The organism is Paenibacillus brevis, assembly GCF_018919145.1.
GTDB classification, from domain to species: domain Bacteria; phylum Bacillota; class Bacilli; order Paenibacillales; family Paenibacillaceae; genus Fontibacillus; species Fontibacillus brevis.
Genome location: NZ_JAHLQJ010000007.1, coordinates 65422 through 83040, shown reverse-complemented (window position 1 = coordinate 83040; position 17619 = coordinate 65422). Strand labels below are relative to the sequence as shown.

The window sequence follows — 17619 nt, the reverse complement described above, 5'->3', positions numbered from 1 at the left end:
CATAGCTTAATACTGAGCAGAAACGGAGGAGTGGATGGGGAAAAGAGTGCTTTTTATTGTCATGGTTGTGGTGGGGCTGTTACTCATAGTCAATAATCATCTGCGTTATACACCAGGAGATTATTTGTTCCAATGGATGGGAGTTCCCCCTTGGACGAAAGGGCATAACCTTGGAGTTCATCTCCCTGTAGTGATCGGGTTGTTCCTGTTGCTTATCGGAGGAATTGGAACCGTCAGAATATATCGCCATAAATATCCCAAGATCCGAAGTCGCCTCATTATTTCCTGTATCGTGTTTATTATTCTTTTTCCAATGGCAACGAAGCAATTCATGTTTCTAGTGCATCGCAACACAACCGGAGTGGGATCCGTCGATATTCTTGTGAAGGAGAGCCAGTGTCAGATACAGACCGAGGAAAATGTTGTAAAGGCGCATTGTTCTATCCCTGTCTTCAATTATGGAAATGAAGTTCAACTAACATTAAGACCTGTGTTTGATTCGGATCTTATCGTACTTGAAGAGGTGACAATCCCTATAGAACCCCACTCCAGTCCTACGCTTGGTTTAGAGTTTCGCGGAAGTTCGCAGCAGAATGAAAGTAGGAGCCGGGGCGGCTTCCATAGAGAAGGCTTCGAAATAAAAATTCGCGGTGAGAAGAAAGTATTTTATTGAGAACACTTCATATGTTGCTCTACATGCATAATCATTAGTTTAGCCTATATAGAAGATCCGCAATAAAAGGAGAATATGAATGTCTAGAATCATGATCATCGGATCCGGTGGGGCAGGAAAATCAACGCTGGCCAGACAGCTTGGAGAAATTCTGGAATGGCCGGTATATCATCTGGACACTTATTACTGGCAGCCGGGTTGGGTCCCTACTCCGAATGAGGAGTGGGATTTGTTCCTGGAAGAGCTTGTTCAAGAGGAGAAATGGATTATGGACGGAAATTATGGGCGAACACTCGATATAAGGCTGAAGCAGGCAAATATAATCATTTTACTGGACTTTTCCAAGTGGATCACGGTATATCGCGTACTTAAGCGAAGAGTGATGTATCAGGGAAAGAGCCGTCCTGACATGAATGCCGGATGTCCTGAAAGCCTGGATCTTGATTTCGTTAAATGGGTGTGGAATTTTAGGAAGACGAAACTTCCAGGCATTATGGAGAAGATTCAACAGTATGAGGATAAGAAAGTGATTATCCTGAAATCTCCGAAAGAAGTAGGAAGGTTCCTAACACAAGCAGGAGAATTAAAGCGATGAGCCTATTTTTGTACCATTATTTTGAGAGAGAACAGGGTCCTTTCAGAAATTTATCGAAACTGTCGGTGCAAGAAGCTATTGAGGTATCGCGTGAAATACGCAAAGAGGGCAAAATATTCGCCAGTCAAAGGAATGACGAATATGTTGTCACTAGACGAGAATTGGAAAAGATCGCACGGGAGCAATTTATCCTAAAGGGTGGAAAGCCAACCAATCCGTATCCTCATTACATGACCCTAGGACCTTGCCCCTGGCTTCAATCCTGGTACAAGGAAGCCGCCTTCCTTAAGCTAAGCTGGGATGTCATCCCCAAGGAATTGATGAGCTTTACATACGGAGATTTATTCCCAACCATGCGATATCAGGACAATAAGCCCTACAGAAAGCAAGTGTATACGAGAGAGGAAATTATTGGGGTTATTGATCAGTTTCGACTGCCTCAAGATTGGAATGCCGATGGTTCACGAGGGCCGGAGCGGTACATTGAAGTGCAAATTTGGGATGAGCAAATACTGGAAGCCTTGATTCAAGGTGTGTGTTTTGATTAGGAGGTAACGAGTTGAAGAAAATCATCATGGCGGTATCAGCACTGCTAGTGATTTCTGTTGCAATGAATATCGCCCTATACAACAAATCCAAGAAAGCAGACCACTACGAGGTTGCCGTGGATACGGCGCTTGGCTATTTTTCTTCGGAATACAGAACGGGCTCTTTGCATGAATCTTTGAAGAAGGCTATATCTGAGCAGAGACTGGATTTTGGAGAGCTGGGGAGATTCAGCAATTATTATAGGGATGATCTGAAAAAAGTAAGCACGATGCATCGCCAGCTAACCTTATTATATGGACCTATCTTTGGCTACGAGCAATATGATCGGATCAGCAGTATCGGAACGAATAATTTGTTCAATCTGCTTGAAGACTGCTCGATATTTTTTGATGATCTCGGTGAAAACTCACAAAATTCTCTATTGAATGATGGAGAACGGCAATATATTGATCTCGGCAAACTAGATGATGAAGTGATGGCTGGCGTTAAGATTATAACTGAGGTTATCGGTGAACTTGAAGCTATACGAAGCTCCAGCTATGACCAAAAATCCGGAAGCGATCTGGCTGCCCTACAAGACTATTTACTGAGAAGCGCAGATTACTTTGACACCACGGATGTACAGGAAAAAGCAAAGATGATAGAGAGCCTGAATGTGCATGGAAAGTAGGTGCGAAAAGTGAAGAAGTTCATCATCGACCGGAGAATCTTAGCGGGATTGATATTAATCATAGCCGGCTTTGTACTACTCCTAGTTGCTCCCCTGCTGTTGGATAAAGGGAGAGCTAATTTATTTATCATGAGTGGTTACGGGGCATCTTTATCAGAAACGCCTGGAGAGAGTCAAGTCTTTTCCTACTCCATAGATTTAAGCAATGATGGCAGATCATACTATAAAATTAAGAGTTTAGAGCCTGTAATTTCGTCAAAAATGGAACCATATGTGCTAGAGGGGATCACAATAATTCCCGTGAATAAGAAATTATCCCCACACAAAACGATTAAGATTCACGGTGAATTAAGAGTAAATACAAGCCAAATGAATCAAGAGGAGATTAGAGACCTATTATACGGTTTACAACAGTTCAAGGTTATCTATGATGATCATCGAGAAATGGTTTTAGATAATGAAATTCCGAACTGAACAAAGCTAAGCTAACCACTCCCCACAAGAGGTGAATCATGAAGGATTTAATTAGATTAAAGCAGCTGACCAGCGAGGAAGAATCAGCTTTGCTGGATAAAGCATTTTCCCGTATATATCCATGGTACAGCTCTCGAGATTACTTTATGGATTGTCTGGAGGAAAATAGGCAAGGAAAACGAATTACGTTACTCGCTTTCTTTGGTGATAAATTGGCTGGATGCTGCCATCTATTGCTGTATTCGGAATATCCGTATTTTAGAGATCACAATATCCCGGAGATCAATGATCTGAATGTATTCCCGGAATTTAGAAGAAGGAGAATCGCGAGCAAGCTGTTTGATGAATTAGAGAGAATCGCCTCACGAAATTATCCTTCGATCGGGCTGGGGGTCGGGCTATATAAGGATTACGGAAATGCTCAGCGCATGTATGGCAAGCGTGGTTACGTTATGGATGGGCACGGATTAACTTACAAGAATCTCCCTGTTCAAGGCGGAGAAAATGTGTGTGCGGATGATGATTTGTTGATTTATTTAGTGAAAGGATTAGTGTAGGGATACGTGAGTTTATTGTAATCTTTGGGGCAGAAATGAGGTGTGAAATGAAGATACGGCTATTCTGTTTGATCGTCATCTTGGCGGTATTGTCGGGCTGTGCTCAAGATAAAATGGAAGTATCTTATTATACGGGAAAACAGTTAACCATAGGTGTTGTAGGAGAACCTCCTATACAAAAAGGGCACACCGTCATTTATGAAAAGATTACATTCGAGGAATTGAAAAATATAGAATATCTATCTGATTTTGATGCAGTCTTTATCACAAAAGACAATTTACTCCAAGCTGCTAATAAAGAATTCAAGAGCGTATACAAGACGGCTAGTATTCCTTTTTTCTTCATTCAGTCCACAAAGTCACATATTCCTTTTACTCATGAGGAATTATCTTATGAAACCGTTCCCGATCTCTCCCCTGACATGTACGCTACGGGATATTTCAAGAACCGGGATGAGTTTCTGACTTGGGGTTACGGATTGCATAACAATGAAGAGAATCAGACAAATATCGAGGATGTGTATACCCGAATTTTCCAGACCATAGCTTCTATAGATAAGGAACGAAATGAACATGAAGAGCCAATTTAGGAAACTTATCACTTTTCTAATCGTTATCTATTTAATGATTCTCATGTATTGGATGTTATTGGGGTTCGGAAGAACTCCGCAGGAAGAATACATGTACAACTTAAAACCGTTCGTTACTATAGGCCAATTCCTTCAGGTAAGCCATTTTACTCCAAGGGCCTGGATGGTAAATTTGCTTGGGAATATTGGCGTGTTTGTCCCATTTGGCGTATTGATGCCGGTTGTTTTTAGAATGAAGCTGCTAAAAGTGTACGGTTTGTTTCTAGCTGGCTTGATTACTTTGGAGCTTACCCAATTACTTTCCAAGCGGGGAAGTCTTGATGTGGACGATGTGATATTGAATTCGCTTGGTTTTCTTATCGGGTACGGGATATATAAAGCTGCAGCACAATATTTCAAAACAAGCTTATGATTAAATTCCCGGTAGAGCCGACTCAATGACTGGAGGCAGCGCTTTCAAATTACGTTATAATCTGTAATGTGGGGTGAGTGAAATGAGAACCTTCCTACTTGGAACGATTGTTGGACTTGTTCTAGCCATGGTAATTGGACTTACAATGAGTTGGGACACGGCCATGAAGCTAGTTGGTAGCGTAGGAGTGATTGCTTGGCTCAGCGCAGGAGTCTTGTCTGGGGCTTTTATTAGCGGTGACCGCTCAAGAGCGAATCGGAATAGTGAAACTGACGAAGATTGGAAATGGAGAGTAAGAGCATCAACAAGATTATTTGTTTTTGGCTTTCCCTCTATTGCAGCTTCCATCCTTATTTACATATTTGCCAACTAACCCGCAATGGCATGAGGCTGATTGTTTGCTGAATACTTAGTGAACAATCACCGGCAGAGGGAGGATCCTATGTCAGAATATTACTGGGACAATAAAATCGACTATCTCAAAAATACCCGCTGGTTATATTACAATGATGATTATCTTCAGTTTTTGGTGAGGGATGTATGGAAAGTCAGCAGGCCGGTCAGCGTTATTGATTATGGCTGCGGATTTGGATATTTGGGACTCAAGCTGCTTCCTTTGTTTCCGAAAGGAACAACCTATACAGGAATTGATCAAGGAGAACAACTAATTCAAGAAGCAAAGGGGATCTTCTCGAATCTTCCCTATCAGACCGAGTTTATTGTTCGTAATATTGAAACAGAACCGGCCGCTGAGCTAGAGCAAGAATATGACATAGCCGTCAGTCATGCGTTTCTACTACATATGAATGATCCTGAGAAAATACTGGAGCAATTAATAAGCAATGTGAAAGAAGGCGGAAGAGTTATCTGCTTTGAGCCGCATTGGATTGGCAGCATGGCAAATTATCATTTAGAAGGTACCAAGCAGAGTGGAATTATTAGACTTGGTATCCTCCAGAAGTTATTTGAAGAAGATCGGATGCATAAAGGAAAAGACGGAAATATCGGAATGCGCTTGCCGATCCTGATGAGTCAGCTGGGCCTGAAAAATGTAGAGTGCAGGATTAGTGATAAGGTCAATTTTTTAGATCAGAACATGGCCGAGCAGCCAAAAAGGCACCTATATCATTCGTTAAAAGAAGAGGGTATAGGTCAAGAACCTGCAGACTCCACCGAGATGATGGATAGCTTGATGAGTAGAGGATTAAGTCTGGCTGAAGCCACTGAGCAGTATAACGCTGAATTGACCTTTTCCAGCGCATTCCACGAGTCCTCTTGGCTTGCTTATGCTGCGGGTATGAAGATTTCATTTGGAACGGTGCAGTGAAATGAAAATAGAGTAGCAGGTTAATGTGCATCGAATATTTTTCTTATCAATTGGATGAGCATGTTTACTGAGAATGCGGAAAAAGTAACAGACCAATCTAAGTGAAGGAGCAATGATGATGGCAAAAACAACCTCGGAAATGGTAGAAGAATTCAGCGGATTTATTTCTTATGTTCAAGAATTAGGGGGATTAAGTGAAGATCATTGGAATAATCCGATTGCCGAAGGAAAATGGACGCTGAAGGATATTGTAAGCCATATGATGCTTTGGGATAAGTATTTTTATGAGGAAGGTATCGAGAAGATTACATTGGGACAACCCGTAACGGTAAAGCATTTGAACTTCGACGAATTTAATGCCCATGCCATGGAGTATGCAAAGGGTCAAACGAAGGATTCGATGATTAAGCAGTTTGTGGAATGCCGCAGCAAGATTATTAATGTGGTCAGCGAACTGCCGGAAGAAGACCGCTTGAAAGAGTATAAGGATGGAGACGGGAAGAAATTTTCGATCCGGGGATATTTAAGAGGTTTTGTTCCGCATGATAAACACCACAGAAAACAAATCGATAAGTATTTGAAAAATATTGCAGAAAGGTGATCCTATGACTAACAATTATCAGATGATTAGACGAGCGCCTACGCCAGAGGAGTATAAAGCTCTTTGTGCTGCTGTCGACTGGGCGGATTATATGAACTTAGAGGTTGCCGAAGCCTCTTTACAGCAGTCAGTCTTTGCGGTGATTGCCCAACTTGGAGAGGAAATTGTCGGGATGGGGAGAATCGTAGGGGACGGGAAGATCTACTTTTATATTCAAGATATCGCCGTGGTGCCGGAGCATCAAGGCAAAGGGGTCGGCAGTAGGATTATGGATGAAATCATGGAGTTCTTGAAGGAAAACGCTCCAGAGAAGGCCTTTATCGGCCTCTTTGCCTCGCAGGGCAGGGAAACATTTTATCGCAGATATGGTCTCCATAATCATGATGGTATGACAGGAATGTTCGGCGTTATGCATAGGCGGGAAATTAAGTAATGGCAACTAGATGGTTACTCTTGTCTTTATTATCTCTCCTTATTCTCCCTTTAAGCAGCTGCAATACACATTCGAATATAGAAAACGTAATAACAGCAATACCTGAAAACGATCCGATCGAAGGACCTGCGGAAAAATCGCACCAACTTTTGATTTCAGGAAATCCGATTGATGAAGCTTTTAAAACGGATTTTGAAATTGCATCATCTACACCGGAACGAAATTATCTATCTAATGTTTATCTTGAAGCCTGGCAGGACGAATGGGATAGTATCACTAATGCACTGCTGAATCAGTTCAAAATGGATGAAGACCAGAAGGTGATTAGGGATTACCGCTTGAACTTTCAGGCATATGCAAAAAGCTTGTCTGAGGTAGAATGGCTGAGCTTTACAGATGTCACTGTTCCCATGGAGGAGCGCCATTTGGTCGGAACGGGAGCCATAAGCGCTGCTGCGCTGGCTCAGGCTTATGCATACAAGCGCGAGGTGCTCTTATGGATTGACCGGTATTATATAGAGGGCAGCTATACTTACAAATATAAGGGCTCCGGCGCACAATTGCTTCAGATAAGGGATAGAGAATAAGCCGACTTGACATATGTATGGTATAATTAATATATAGACAATTTCAGACGGCATAGGGAGTGCCCCAAGCTAAGGATTTTGTTATCCAGGTAGCTTCGGGGTTTTTCCAATATGTAAGGGAGGCGAACCTGTGTTTAAGATTGGAGAGTTTGTTGTATACGGTCATAGCGGAGTCTGCCAAGTTACATCGATTGACTACCCGGAACTTTCATTTCATGTCGGTGATAAGAAGCTGTATTATAAGCTGGAGCCGGTATGCAGCACGGAAGTGATCTATACGCCGGTGGATACGAAGGTGCAGATGCGGCCGGTCATCTCTTCTGAGCAAGCCCGGCAGCTGCTGGACCGGGTAAGGGAGGAGAGCAAGGCCCCGGCCGATGTACGATCCAATATGCAGGATGAATATGATGTATTATTAAAAAATCAGGAGTGTACGGGCTTACTCCGGATTATTAAAAACATCCAGTATAAGAAGATGGATAGCATTCAGAGCGGCAAGAAACTGACAACAACAGAGCAAAGAACGTTGAAGCAAGCGGAGGAATTGTTAAGCAGTGAGCTATCTGTTGTCATGGACAAAGATTTAGAAGCGACAAAATCGATTATAGACGATGTAGTTACGGAGTGGCTGGCAAGAGTATATGTCTAATACTCAACCTTTAATGTGGCTCTCTCTCGGCACAGTAGTGCTCGAGAAGGGAGTCCTTTTTTTTAATCATTAGCAGATTTGAAATGAATGCAGGGAAGGAAAACGATTGTTTCAGGAGAACATGTATATAGAACAGTCTATAATCATCGACACGGAAGTGAGGAATTGTATAATGAATCGAAAAGTCAGATTTAACGATGGATGGGAATTCGCAAAGAGCAACCTCGGTCTGGAGGAACCGGTTGGTTTGACTTTTGAGGCGGTAGACATTCCTCACGACTGGCTAATTTATAATACACTTGATCTTTATGAAGACAGTATCGGCTGGTACAGGAAAAAGCTTGTGATTACGGAGCGGGATCAAGCTCAGGAAATGCTGTTAGCTTTTGATGGTGTTTACATGGATTCCTCCCTGTATGTCAACGGCCAGTGGATCGGCGATTGGAAGTACGGGTATTCTTCCTTCGAGCACAATATTACGAAGGCGCTTGCAATCGGCGAGAACGAAATCTTGTTGAAGGTCGTGCATCAAGGTCCCAACAGCCGCTGGTATTCCGGAGCAGGCCTTTATCGCAGCGTGTGGCTTAAGACAAGGGATGGAAGCTACATAGAGACCGACGGTATCTACTTGACGACAGAGCATGCCGAGAATGAATGGCATGTTGATATCGAGACAGAGCTTAAGCTTGACCGGGAGGCTGTGCTTCACCATACCCTGTATTACCAAGGAGAGGCTATACAGTCCTGTTCGGAACGGGTTGCCGCCGATCAGGGAACAGCCGGCTGCGTAAGCCGCCAGAGAATGACTGTAACTGACCCGAATTTATGGGATACAAATAAACCGCACTTGTATAAGCTAGTGACTGAACTACGATCAGACTTGCTTGGATCAGATCGTCCTGAAGAGGAAGTGTTAGTCGAATCAGTAACACAGTCCGTCGGTTTCCGGGATATTGTAATGGATCCAGCGAAGGGCTTCTTCCTCAACGGAACCTCCATGAAGTTGAATGGCGTATGCGAGCACCATGACTTTGGAGCGCTCGGAGCGGCATTCCATCTGGAGGCCTTGCGCCGAAGATTTCTTATTCTCCGGGAAATGGGTGTCAACGCGATCCGCACGGCTCACAATATGCCGTCACCTGAGCTCATGGATCTTGCGGATGAAATGGGGCTGCTTGTCGTCTCTGAGGCATTCGATATGTGGGAGAGACCGAAGACGACTTATGATTACGCTCGATTTTTCAAGGAATGGGCTGCCGTGGACGTGAAGAGCTGGGTCAGACGGGACCGCAATCACCCCTCACTGCTGATGTGGAGCATCGGCAACGAAATTTATGATACCCATGCGGATGAACGGGGCCAGGAAATTACTCGCATGTTGATGGCGGAAGTGCTGAAGCATGATCCGAAGCAGAATGCTCCAGTCACGATTGGCTCCAATTTCATGCCTTGGGAGAATGCGCAGAAATGCGCGGACATCGTCAAGCTCGCAGGATACAACTATGGTGAAAAATATTATGAGCAACACCATGCCGAACATCCGGACTGGATCATCTACGGCAGTGAAACAGCTTCGGTCGTGCAAAGCCGGGGTATTTATCATTTCCCGTTCGAGCAGCCTATTTTATCGGATGATGATGAACAATGCTCTGCACTCGGCAACAGTTCTACAAGCTGGGGGGCCAAATCAGCAGAGGCCTGCATTATGGATGACCGGGATGCCCCCTTCTCGCTGGGTCAATTCATCTGGACCGGATTTGATTATATTGGAGAGCCTACGCCTTACCATACCAAGAATTCCTACTTCGGTCAGTTGGACACGGCGACTTTCCCAAAGGATTCTTATTATATTTACCAAGCAGAGTGGACGAGCTATAAAGACCGGCCCATGGTGCACCTGTTTCCATACTGGGACTTCAATCCGGGTCAAATCATCGATGTTCGCATTTGCTCTAATGCTCCACGAGTGGAGCTGTTCTACAACGGTATCTCTGTAGGATCTCATGAGATTGATCACCGTCATGGACGGCAGTTGGTCGGATCATGGAAGCTTCCTTATCAGGAAGGGGAGCTTAAAGCCGTTGCTTACGACGAAAATGGCCGCATCATTGCTACGGAAGTTCGCCATTCCTTTAAGGATGCGAGCCAGATTAGACTCAAAGCCGATAAACCAACAATGCTTGCTAACGGAAGAGATCTTCTTTTCGTAGAGATTCAGATGGATGATGAAGACGGACGCCCGGTTGAGAATGCAAATAACCGCGTTACTGTAGAAGTCACGGGAGCCGGCCGGTTGGTTGGACTGGACAACGGAGACAGCACAGATTATGACCCGTATAAGGGCACCAGCCGGAGGCTGTTCAGCGGGAAGCTAATGGCGATTATTGCAGCAGGCATGTCACCCGGTAAGGTTTACTTGAAGGTGAGCTCTAACGGCATGGACAGCCGGACGATGGAATTTGAGGCTTGTTCTGTTGCGCCGCAGGAGCAGCAAGGACTCTCCGCCGTCATGAGCAATCAGGAGATGCTGATTGTGATGGGGAGTCCAGATGAAATTCCGCTGCGTAAGATCGAGCTGGTTAGCCGGGGCGGTCAGCAATTAAATGAATCCGGTAACCAGGTACAGGTGGAAGCCCGATTGCATCCCTTCAACACTTCCTATAAGGAACTGGAATGGAGTGTGGTGAACGATGCGGGTATTCCGTCCAACCTGGCTCTGATTGAAGGAGAGGGCCTTACGGCGACCGTGACTGCTCTGGGAGACGGGGATTTCCGTGTGCGGTGCACCAGTACGAATGGAAGCGACAAGGTTAAGCTGATTTCTGAGCTTGAATTCCAGGTAACAGGGCTTGGTACTGCCGGCAAGGACCCTTACGGTTTTATCTCGGGCGGACTCTATGATTATAGTAATGGCGATGTGAGTAACGGGAATGAACGTGGCGTATCGACGAGTCGGGACGGAGAAACCAGTGTCGGCTTCCGGCAGCTCGACTTCGGTCCTCATGGCTCGAATGAGATTACGATTCCGATCTTCGCCTTATCCAGTGAACCCTACCCGATCGAAATTTGGGAAGGCATGCCTGGTGAGGAGGGCAGCGAGCGTATAGCCGAGGTCATCTATCAGAAGGAGACCAAGTGGAATGTATATCAGGAGGAGACGTTCCGCCTCAACAAACGGTTGCGTGGAATAACCTCCATCTGTTTTGTGCTCCGGTCAAAAATCCATATCAAGGGCTTTACATTCACACGCCAAAACCGTGCATTGGAGCAAAACGCAGCTGCGGACTGCGATCATATCTATGGTGACAATTTCAATTTGGCGGGCAGTTGTGTCGAAGGGATCGGGAATAATGTGTCCCTGGAATTCCAACAGATGGATTTTGGCACTGAAGGAGTAACCAGACTGACCCTCTGCGGACATTCCCCAATTGATAAAAATACGGTTCATGTGCGTTTTGCTGATCCAGAAGGAGAGCGCCGGCAGGAGCTGATTGAATTCACCTTTACGGATGGATATGTAACCAAGGAATTTGCCTTACCGAAAGTGAACGGGGTTCAGGACGTCACGTTTATATTTTTGCCGGGCAGCCGGTTTAACTTCAGTTGGTTCAAGTTTGAGCGATAGTTTCGTATAAATTGCGAGGGGGATTTCTCGATGAAAGACATCAATTACTACAACACATTCATTGCAGTCGCAGACGATTGTCCGGTAAGCACAGCGGAAATTCCCCAAGCCAAAGGCGGCCTAAAGACGGTTCCTGTGATACAGTATGAATTGATTTCGCGCAGCCCGTATGGCTATACCCAAGAGGATGTGCTGTTTGAAGCACATGCTGTTCGCAACGGAATTAAGGAAGAGGATAAGGATCTGGAGCGGGAGAAGTTTTTTTCCAGGAGCCAGGCCTGTCTGCGTGCGTCTGCATTGGGCAAGCGATACGGTTGGGGAATACACCATAATGCCGAAGGGAAAATGGCGCTTTATGCTGTTGAATCCGAGGAATACCGGCAGCTATTGCAGGACCGTTCAATTCAGCAAGTAAAAGCAATGCGTTCCAGCCGAAAAAGCTAGCTTAGAGCGCACAACTTCATGAAGAGAAAGAAGAGAAACCATGTTAACTATCATGACTATGGTATATGGATGGCTAATCGTTCTCATTGCCAGCGTCGCTCAGGGACTGACAGGCTTCGGCTTTGCGCTCATAGCAGTTCCGTTATTGTCCTTGGCCCTGCCGTTTAATCAGATTGTGCCCATTGTTGTCGGCCTAAGCCTGGTGTCTAATCTGGTCATGATCTGGAGACTATACAAGCATGTGGAGTTGAAAAAGATTTGGCTGCTTATCGTCTTCGGATTTATCGGAATTCCTATCGGCGGTTATCTTTTGCTGGTGTTGGATGCCATCATCCTTAAAATTAGCGTTGGTCTGCTGATTTTCGGCTTTGCGATTCTCCTGCTCAGGAAGGTCACATTTCCGATTCGAAATGAATATTTGGCTTATCCAACGGTAGGCTTGTTAAGCGGCATACTCAATGGCAGCATCTCCGCAAGCGGTCCTCCGCTCGTCCTCTTCCTTGCGAATCAGGGAAAAGATCAGCAGGTATTCAAAGCAAACTTGGCATTCTATAGTATCTTCCTTAACCTTTCTACATTAGGGATATTCTACTTTAATGGAACACTGGATAGAGCGGTTGCATCCATCATCGTCCAACTGCTCGTCATCATGATTGCAGGCACTGGAATAGGCATGGCTATGGCGAGGTGGATTGACCAGCAGATGTTTAGAAAGCTTGTCATTTACTTATTAATAGCCTCATCCGTTTCGATGATCCTTGGGGCAATTCCATTTTAGTCGTTCTGTAGGAGGGTAAGGTAAAGACAGGATATCGATATAGGAACGCAATGTTCATTCAAACGTATAAGTTAAACAACAGCAAAAAATACGGAGGGATACGTAATGAACAAGCAAGGTTGCCTCAAATGCGGCAGCAGAGACGCAAGAACGAAAGAAGTGGCTATGACCGGCACGGGTCTTTCCAAGATGTTTGATATCCAGCACAATCAATTTGTTGTCGTATACTGCGCAAAATGCGGTTATTCCGAGTTCTACAATAAAGCTTCATCCACGGGATCCAATGTGCTTGACCTGTTTTTTGGCTGATTTCAGCCCAACCTTAACTTACAGATGCCAACAAAGACCGGCTCACGTGCTTGAGCCGGTCTTTGTCGCGCTTAACTTCGTCCTCCAAGCTTTTGATGATCTTTAGTATTCACAAAAATAGTATAACATGATATATTATTTAATATCGTTTACATATGCACCCCGATGTTTAGCTATATTCCTTGACAGGGATCGGTGTGTTCCCACAGAGGAGGCTTTACCATGTCGCATGATACAAGCTCAAAACCGATGTACGAGCAAATCTTCGAGGCACTGCGCGAGCAGATTGTATCGGGAAAGTATGCTCCCGGCGAACGGATCCCTTCAGAGAAGGAGCTGGGCGAAGCTTATAACGTCAGCCGGATTACAAGCAAGAAAGCATTGGAGATTCTCGCGCAGGAAGGATATATTGTACGCCAGCCTGGACGCGGTTCCTTTGTCTCCGAGGAATTCACGAAGGCTGCCGCGGGTCCGGTTGGTCCGACGGGGAAATCCCGCCGTGACCCGGGCAAGCTGCTGATCGGCCTGATCATGACCGACTTTGGCGACAGCTATGGAACCGGCCTGGTCTACGGATTGGAGGAAGCGTCACGGCAGCATGACAGCTATCTCATCCTTCGCCGGTCCCTTGGAGTGCCTGCCAATGAGCAAGAAGCTATTCAAGGGCTGCTGGAGCTGGGGGTTGACGGTCTGATTATTTTCCCGGCGCAAGGCGAGTTTTTTAACGCCGAGATTTTGAAATTGGTGATCAGTCAGTTTCCGTTCGTATTGCTGGATCGCCATCTCAAGGGGGTATCGGCAAGCTCGATCAGCACCAACAATGTGGCTGCGGCCCAGGAGCTCGTCAATTATTTGTTCGGGCTTGGTCATACTAGCATTGCGATGCTGACAGGCCCGCCGGAGGATACAACTGCGATTGAGGAACGGATCGAAGGGTTCATCCAGGCCCATGCCGAAAGCGGTATCGCCGTCGATCGCAGCTTGTGGATGGATCGGATTATGGCGACGCTGCCGACCGCATTCGTTCCCGAGAATAAAGAAAAAGAAAAGGAAAACATCAAGCGGCATTTGAAGGAGCATCCCGAAATTACGGCGTTGTTCGCTATCGAGCACAACATTGCTCAACTGGCATATGAAGCGGCGCGTGAAATAGGTCTCGGAATTCCCGAGGATTTGTCGATCGTATGCTTTGACAGCCCTGACTATGCGGGTGGGTTCTTATTTACGCATATGCGGCAGAAACAAGAGGAAATGGGGCGGCTAGCCTTCGAACATGTTTTAAAGCTCAAGAACGGAGAGAGCGTGCCGGGAAAAATCCAGCTGGATGCCGAACTTATTCGGGGTTCCTCTACCGGTCCTGCGCGGAAAAGCAAATAATTTATCGCAATGAGGTAACCGCGATCCTTTGAGATGGCGGTTTTTTTGTTCTATTTCGGCGGAAGGTCTAATATTATATCATTATGTTTAAATGTTATAAAAAGCATGTTGACATATTATTATAGCCAAATTATAATGTGCTTATGCAAGCGGTAACAACAAATGATATATGATTAGCATCATTAACCTGATTTTCCCAACTAAATACAGCAGGAGGGGGTTGTTGCATGGAATCATTGGGCCGGGAGCCGGCAGCTCTGGAACAGCTGACGTATCGGATGTCAGAGAAACCGGAATCAGAGCCGCACCTATTATCTATTTTCAAAAATGCTATCCGCAATACCTGGGGGACGACGTTGAAGCGAATGGAGGATGGCACCACCTTTGTCATTACCGGAGATATTCCTGCGATGTGGCTCAGGGATTCAACGGCACAGGTCAGGCCGTTTCTGGTGCTTGCCGCTGGGGATGAGCAAACGGCGGATCTGATCGAGGGGCTGGTCATCAGACAATTGCGGTCGATTTTACTTGATCCATATGCAAACGCTTTCAATCAGGAGCCTAACGGATTAGGCCACCAGACGGACGAAACGGAGATGTCTCCCTGGATCTGGGAGCGCAAATACGAGATCGACTCCCTTTGCTATCCGCTTCAGCTCAGTTACTTGTTATGGAGAAATACCGGCCGAACCTCGCATCTGGGTGACTTGTTCCGGGAAGCGGCCAACGCCATCCTCGAGCTGTGGACGAGAGAGCAGAATCATGAGACTGCATCGGCTTACCGTTTCCAGCGAAGAGACTGCGCGGCTACGGATACTTTGATCCGCGACGGAAAGGGAGCGGAGACGGCCTATACGGGTATGACCTGGTCCGGATTCCGTCCGAGCGATGATGCCTGCACTTACGGGTACCTGATTCCTTCCAACATGTTTGCGGTTGTCGTGCTGGGCTACCTTCAGGAGATCGCACGTGAGGTGCTTAAGGATGAAGCGCTCTATGACCGGGCCGGCAAGCTCGCCGGTGAGATTGAACGAGGCATTCAGGAGCATGGTATCGTTCGCCATCCGGAATATGGCCCGATCTATGCCTACGAGACCGATGGTCTCGGCAACTACAATCTGATGGATGACGCCAACGTTCCGAGTTTGCTGTCCATCCCCTACCTTGGATATCGGGGGGCGAATGATGAGATTTACGAGAATACGCGCCGGTTTATTTTGAGTGACCATAATCCTTACTTCTATCGCGGCAGCACTGCGGAGGGAATCGGCAGCCCGCATACGGAGGAAGGTTATGTCTGGCCGATTGCGCTGGCTGTGCAAGGCTTGACGGACCGCAATCCGGCCGAGAAGAAGCGGCTGCTACAGATGATGAGCGAGACTGATGCGGGAACCGGCTTGATGCATGAAAGCTTTGACCCGAATGATCCGAGCAAATTTTCTAGACCCTGGTTCTCATGGGCAAACATGATGTTCTGCGAGCTTCTGATGGATTATTGCGGTATCCGGGTACAGCTCTAGAGTTCTTAGAGTTCCCTACTATGCAAACAAGCTAAATATGAAGAGAAAGAATTCCGAAGGAGGGTTTTTGATCATGAAAAAATGGGTTTCCATGTTGCTGACCGTCTTTGTAGCGGCATCTCTGCTGGCGGGGTGCGGCTCGAAGACACAGGGCAATGCATCGACAGGCGATGGAGGAGCGTTCTCCGGCAAGCCGGTAGAGTTGACCTTCTGGGGAGATTGGGCCGGAGAAGGCCAGAAGCAATTCGAGACAATGGTGGATGCCTTCAACAAATCCCAGGACAAAATCCGTGTCAAGTACGTGCTGCAGCAGGACATGATCACCAAGTTCATGACGACGGCAACTTCAGGCGGAGCCGCGCCCGATCTCGTATTCTGGGATCGTTGGCGGACCTCGCTCTATGCGCCTAAAAATGTCTTTCATCCGATCGACGAATTCATGGAAGAGGACAATATCAACAAGGACGATTTCTATACCGAAGCCCTTAAAGAGCTGTCTTATGACGGCAAGCTATACGGCCTTCCGCTGACAGTAGACGCAAGAGCGTTGTTCTATAACAAGAAAATTCTTGACGATGCCGGTGTGGCGCCTCCGACTAACTGGGATGAGCTCGAGCAGGCGGCAATCAAGACCACCAAATGGAACGGGGATAAGCTGGAGGTAGCCGGCTTCTCCCTGGCGGATGTCGGACTCTTTAATATGTACCTGCAGCAGGCCGGCGGCCAAATGATGGATGAGACGGGAACGAAGACGAACTTCAACAACGAGAAAGGACTTGCCGTACTGGAGTACTGGAACCGCCTTTTGAAAGAGGATAAAGTGTATAAAATCGGCTTCGAGCAAGGCTTGGGTGAGGGAACAGATGCCTTTGTAACTGGAAAGCTGGCTATGCAGTATACGGGACCATGGATGCTCAGCACGTATAAAAAATATGGCAAAGACCTTGATTTCGGCGTCGTGACGCCTCCGGTCGGACCGAATGGCGATAAAGGCAGCGTGATGGGCGGACTCGGCCTGGTTATTCCCGAAGGCTCTAAGCACCAGAGAGAAGCGTGGGAGTTCATGAAATGGTGGGCTGCCAACAAGGACAATGCCTTGCTGTGGGCGAAGACGAGCTTGAACATTCCAGGCTACAAGCCGGCGATCGAAGATCCGTTCTTCCAGGAAGATCCGCTTTGGAAGCCATTCCTCGAGACGCTGGAATTTGCCAAGATTCGTGCGCAGCATCCAGGCTACTCCGTGATGGAGGATGACGGCCTGATTCCGAACCTCCAATTGTTCCAGCAGAACAAACTTAGCGCGCAGGATGCACTGGCCAAATCCCAGCAACGGGGCGACCAGCTTCTGCAGGATAATGCGATCGTCGAATAACAGTATTCATGAACGGGTGGCCGGGAAGCCTGAAAGGGGCTCCTGGTGTACCCGGAGGGAGGGATGAAGGTTGGCTT

Annotated in this window: 21 protein-coding genes; all 21 read left to right on the top strand. The window is 46.5% G+C overall.

Annotated elements, in window-relative coordinates:
• Positions 1 to 34: 34 nt before the first annotated feature.
• On the top strand, positions 35 to 673 hold the full coding sequence (locus KQJ23_RS09660) for a hypothetical protein (protein ID WP_216478628.1): 639 nt from the start codon (positions 35 to 37) through the stop codon (positions 671 to 673).
• 79 nt (positions 674 to 752) lie between these two features.
• The gene (locus KQJ23_RS09655; RefSeq protein ID WP_216478627.1) at positions 753 to 1268 is read left to right on the top strand and encodes a DNA topology modulation protein; all 516 of its coding nucleotides are present in this window, start codon (positions 753 to 755) and stop codon (positions 1266 to 1268) included.
• Positions 1265 to 1816 carry a hypothetical protein gene (locus KQJ23_RS09650; RefSeq protein WP_216478626.1) on the top strand — a complete coding sequence of 184 codons (552 nt, stop codon included), beginning with the start codon at positions 1265 to 1267 and terminating at the stop codon, positions 1814 to 1816. Before KQJ23_RS09655 ends, KQJ23_RS09650 begins: the two co-directional genes overlap by 4 nt.
• An 11-nt stretch (positions 1817 to 1827) precedes the next feature.
• The gene (locus KQJ23_RS09645; protein ID WP_216478625.1) at positions 1828 to 2487 is read left to right on the top strand and encodes a hypothetical protein; all 660 of its coding nucleotides are present in this window, start codon (positions 1828 to 1830) and stop codon (positions 2485 to 2487) included.
• A 9-nt stretch (positions 2488 to 2496) separates the two neighbouring features.
• On the top strand, positions 2497 to 2961 hold the full coding sequence (locus KQJ23_RS09640; RefSeq protein ID WP_216478624.1) for a hypothetical protein: 465 nt from the start codon (positions 2497 to 2499) through the stop codon (positions 2959 to 2961).
• A 38-nt stretch (positions 2962 to 2999) separates the two neighbouring features.
• On the top strand, positions 3000 to 3518 hold the full coding sequence (locus KQJ23_RS09635; RefSeq protein ID WP_216478623.1) for a GNAT family N-acetyltransferase: 519 nt from the start codon (positions 3000 to 3002) through the stop codon (positions 3516 to 3518).
• Between the two features lie 68 nt (positions 3519 to 3586).
• A complete protein-coding gene (locus tag KQJ23_RS09630; RefSeq protein ID WP_216478622.1) occupies positions 3587 to 4108 on the top strand; it encodes a hypothetical protein in 522 nt (173 codons plus the stop codon).
• Entirely contained in the window at positions 4086 to 4520 is a 435-nt protein-coding gene (locus tag KQJ23_RS09625) for a VanZ family protein (RefSeq protein WP_346779373.1), read from the top strand. Before KQJ23_RS09630 ends, KQJ23_RS09625 begins: the two co-directional genes overlap by 23 nt.
• A gap of 82 nt (positions 4521 to 4602) precedes the next feature.
• Positions 4603 to 4893, top strand: coding sequence for a DUF5316 domain-containing protein (locus tag KQJ23_RS24175; RefSeq protein ID WP_216478620.1), 291 nt, complete (start codon positions 4603 to 4605; stop codon positions 4891 to 4893).
• Between the two features lie 69 nt (positions 4894 to 4962).
• The gene (locus KQJ23_RS09615; RefSeq protein WP_216478619.1) at positions 4963 to 5847 is read left to right on the top strand and encodes a class I SAM-dependent methyltransferase; all 885 of its coding nucleotides are present in this window, start codon (positions 4963 to 4965) and stop codon (positions 5845 to 5847) included.
• 118 nt (positions 5848 to 5965) lie between these two features.
• Positions 5966 to 6448 (top strand): DinB family protein, encoded by a 483-nt coding sequence (locus KQJ23_RS09610; RefSeq protein ID WP_216478618.1) that lies wholly within the window; start codon positions 5966 to 5968, stop codon positions 6446 to 6448.
• A 4-nt stretch (positions 6449 to 6452) separates the two neighbouring features.
• Positions 6453 to 6881, top strand: coding sequence for a GNAT family N-acetyltransferase (locus KQJ23_RS09605; RefSeq protein ID WP_216478617.1), 429 nt, complete (start codon positions 6453 to 6455; stop codon positions 6879 to 6881).
• A gap of 149 nt (positions 6882 to 7030) precedes the next feature.
• Entirely contained in the window at positions 7031 to 7468 is a 438-nt protein-coding gene (locus KQJ23_RS09600; protein WP_216478616.1) for a hypothetical protein, read from the top strand.
• A 130-nt stretch (positions 7469 to 7598) separates the two neighbouring features.
• Complete coding sequence (locus KQJ23_RS09595; RefSeq protein WP_216478615.1) at positions 7599 to 8117, top strand: CarD family transcriptional regulator; 519 nt, start codon at positions 7599 to 7601, stop codon at positions 8115 to 8117.
• Between the two features lie 172 nt (positions 8118 to 8289).
• On the top strand, positions 8290 to 11742 hold the full coding sequence (locus KQJ23_RS09590; RefSeq protein ID WP_216478614.1) for a glycoside hydrolase family 2 TIM barrel-domain containing protein: 3453 nt from the start codon (positions 8290 to 8292) through the stop codon (positions 11740 to 11742).
• 30 nt (positions 11743 to 11772) lie between these two features.
• On the top strand, positions 11773 to 12186 hold the full coding sequence (locus KQJ23_RS09585; protein ID WP_216478613.1) for a DUF6157 family protein: 414 nt from the start codon (positions 11773 to 11775) through the stop codon (positions 12184 to 12186).
• 52 nt (positions 12187 to 12238) lie between these two features.
• A complete protein-coding gene (locus KQJ23_RS09580; RefSeq protein ID WP_216478612.1) occupies positions 12239 to 12964 on the top strand; it encodes a sulfite exporter TauE/SafE family protein in 726 nt (241 codons plus the stop codon).
• Between the two features lie 105 nt (positions 12965 to 13069).
• On the top strand, positions 13070 to 13273 hold the full coding sequence (locus KQJ23_RS09575) for a zinc ribbon domain-containing protein (protein WP_216478611.1): 204 nt from the start codon (positions 13070 to 13072) through the stop codon (positions 13271 to 13273).
• A 222-nt stretch (positions 13274 to 13495) separates the two neighbouring features.
• Entirely contained in the window at positions 13496 to 14650 is a 1155-nt protein-coding gene (locus KQJ23_RS09570) for a GntR family transcriptional regulator (RefSeq protein ID WP_216478610.1), read from the top strand.
• Positions 14651 to 14877: 227 nt separating this feature from the next.
• A complete protein-coding gene (locus KQJ23_RS09565) occupies positions 14878 to 16170 on the top strand; it encodes a glycoside hydrolase family 125 protein (protein WP_216478609.1) in 1293 nt (430 codons plus the stop codon).
• A gap of 73 nt (positions 16171 to 16243) precedes the next feature.
• Entirely contained in the window at positions 16244 to 17542 is a 1299-nt protein-coding gene (locus tag KQJ23_RS09560) for an ABC transporter substrate-binding protein (RefSeq protein WP_216478608.1), read from the top strand.
• The last annotated feature ends 77 nt before the right edge of the window (positions 17543 to 17619 follow it).

What these genes read in the sequence shown, in the direction of transcription:
- KQJ23_RS09650 (WP_216478626.1), top strand. Translation starts at nt 1,265, where the DNA reads ATGAGCCTATTTTTGTACCATTATTTTGAGAGAGAACAGGGTCCTTTC.
- KQJ23_RS24175 (WP_216478620.1), top strand. Translation starts at nt 4,603, where the DNA reads ATGAGAACCTTCCTACTTGGAACGATTGTTGGACTTGTTCTAGCCATG.
- KQJ23_RS09655 (WP_216478627.1), top strand. Translation starts at nt 753, where the DNA reads ATGTCTAGAATCATGATCATCGGATCCGGTGGGGCAGGAAAATCAACG.
- KQJ23_RS09635 (WP_216478623.1), top strand. Translation starts at nt 3,000, where the DNA reads ATGAAGGATTTAATTAGATTAAAGCAGCTGACCAGCGAGGAAGAATCA.
- KQJ23_RS09625 (WP_346779373.1), top strand. Translation starts at nt 4,086, where the DNA reads ATGAACATGAAGAGCCAATTTAGGAAACTTATCACTTTTCTAATCGTT.
- KQJ23_RS09660 (WP_216478628.1), top strand. Translation starts at nt 35, where the DNA reads ATGGGGAAAAGAGTGCTTTTTATTGTCATGGTTGTGGTGGGGCTGTTA.
- KQJ23_RS09585 (WP_216478613.1), top strand. Translation starts at nt 11,773, where the DNA reads ATGAAAGACATCAATTACTACAACACATTCATTGCAGTCGCAGACGAT.
- KQJ23_RS09610 (WP_216478618.1), top strand. Translation starts at nt 5,966, where the DNA reads ATGGCAAAAACAACCTCGGAAATGGTAGAAGAATTCAGCGGATTTATT.
- KQJ23_RS09575 (WP_216478611.1), top strand. Translation starts at nt 13,070, where the DNA reads ATGAACAAGCAAGGTTGCCTCAAATGCGGCAGCAGAGACGCAAGAACG.
- KQJ23_RS09615 (WP_216478619.1), top strand. Translation starts at nt 4,963, where the DNA reads ATGTCAGAATATTACTGGGACAATAAAATCGACTATCTCAAAAATACC.
- KQJ23_RS09605 (WP_216478617.1), top strand. Translation starts at nt 6,453, where the DNA reads ATGACTAACAATTATCAGATGATTAGACGAGCGCCTACGCCAGAGGAG.
- KQJ23_RS09560 (WP_216478608.1), top strand. Translation starts at nt 16,244, where the DNA reads ATGAAAAAATGGGTTTCCATGTTGCTGACCGTCTTTGTAGCGGCATCT.
- KQJ23_RS09570 (WP_216478610.1), top strand. Translation starts at nt 13,496, where the DNA reads ATGTCGCATGATACAAGCTCAAAACCGATGTACGAGCAAATCTTCGAG.
- KQJ23_RS09565 (WP_216478609.1), top strand. Translation starts at nt 14,878, where the DNA reads ATGGAATCATTGGGCCGGGAGCCGGCAGCTCTGGAACAGCTGACGTAT.
- KQJ23_RS09580 (WP_216478612.1), top strand. Translation starts at nt 12,239, where the DNA reads ATGACTATGGTATATGGATGGCTAATCGTTCTCATTGCCAGCGTCGCT.
- KQJ23_RS09590 (WP_216478614.1), top strand. Translation starts at nt 8,290, where the DNA reads ATGAATCGAAAAGTCAGATTTAACGATGGATGGGAATTCGCAAAGAGC.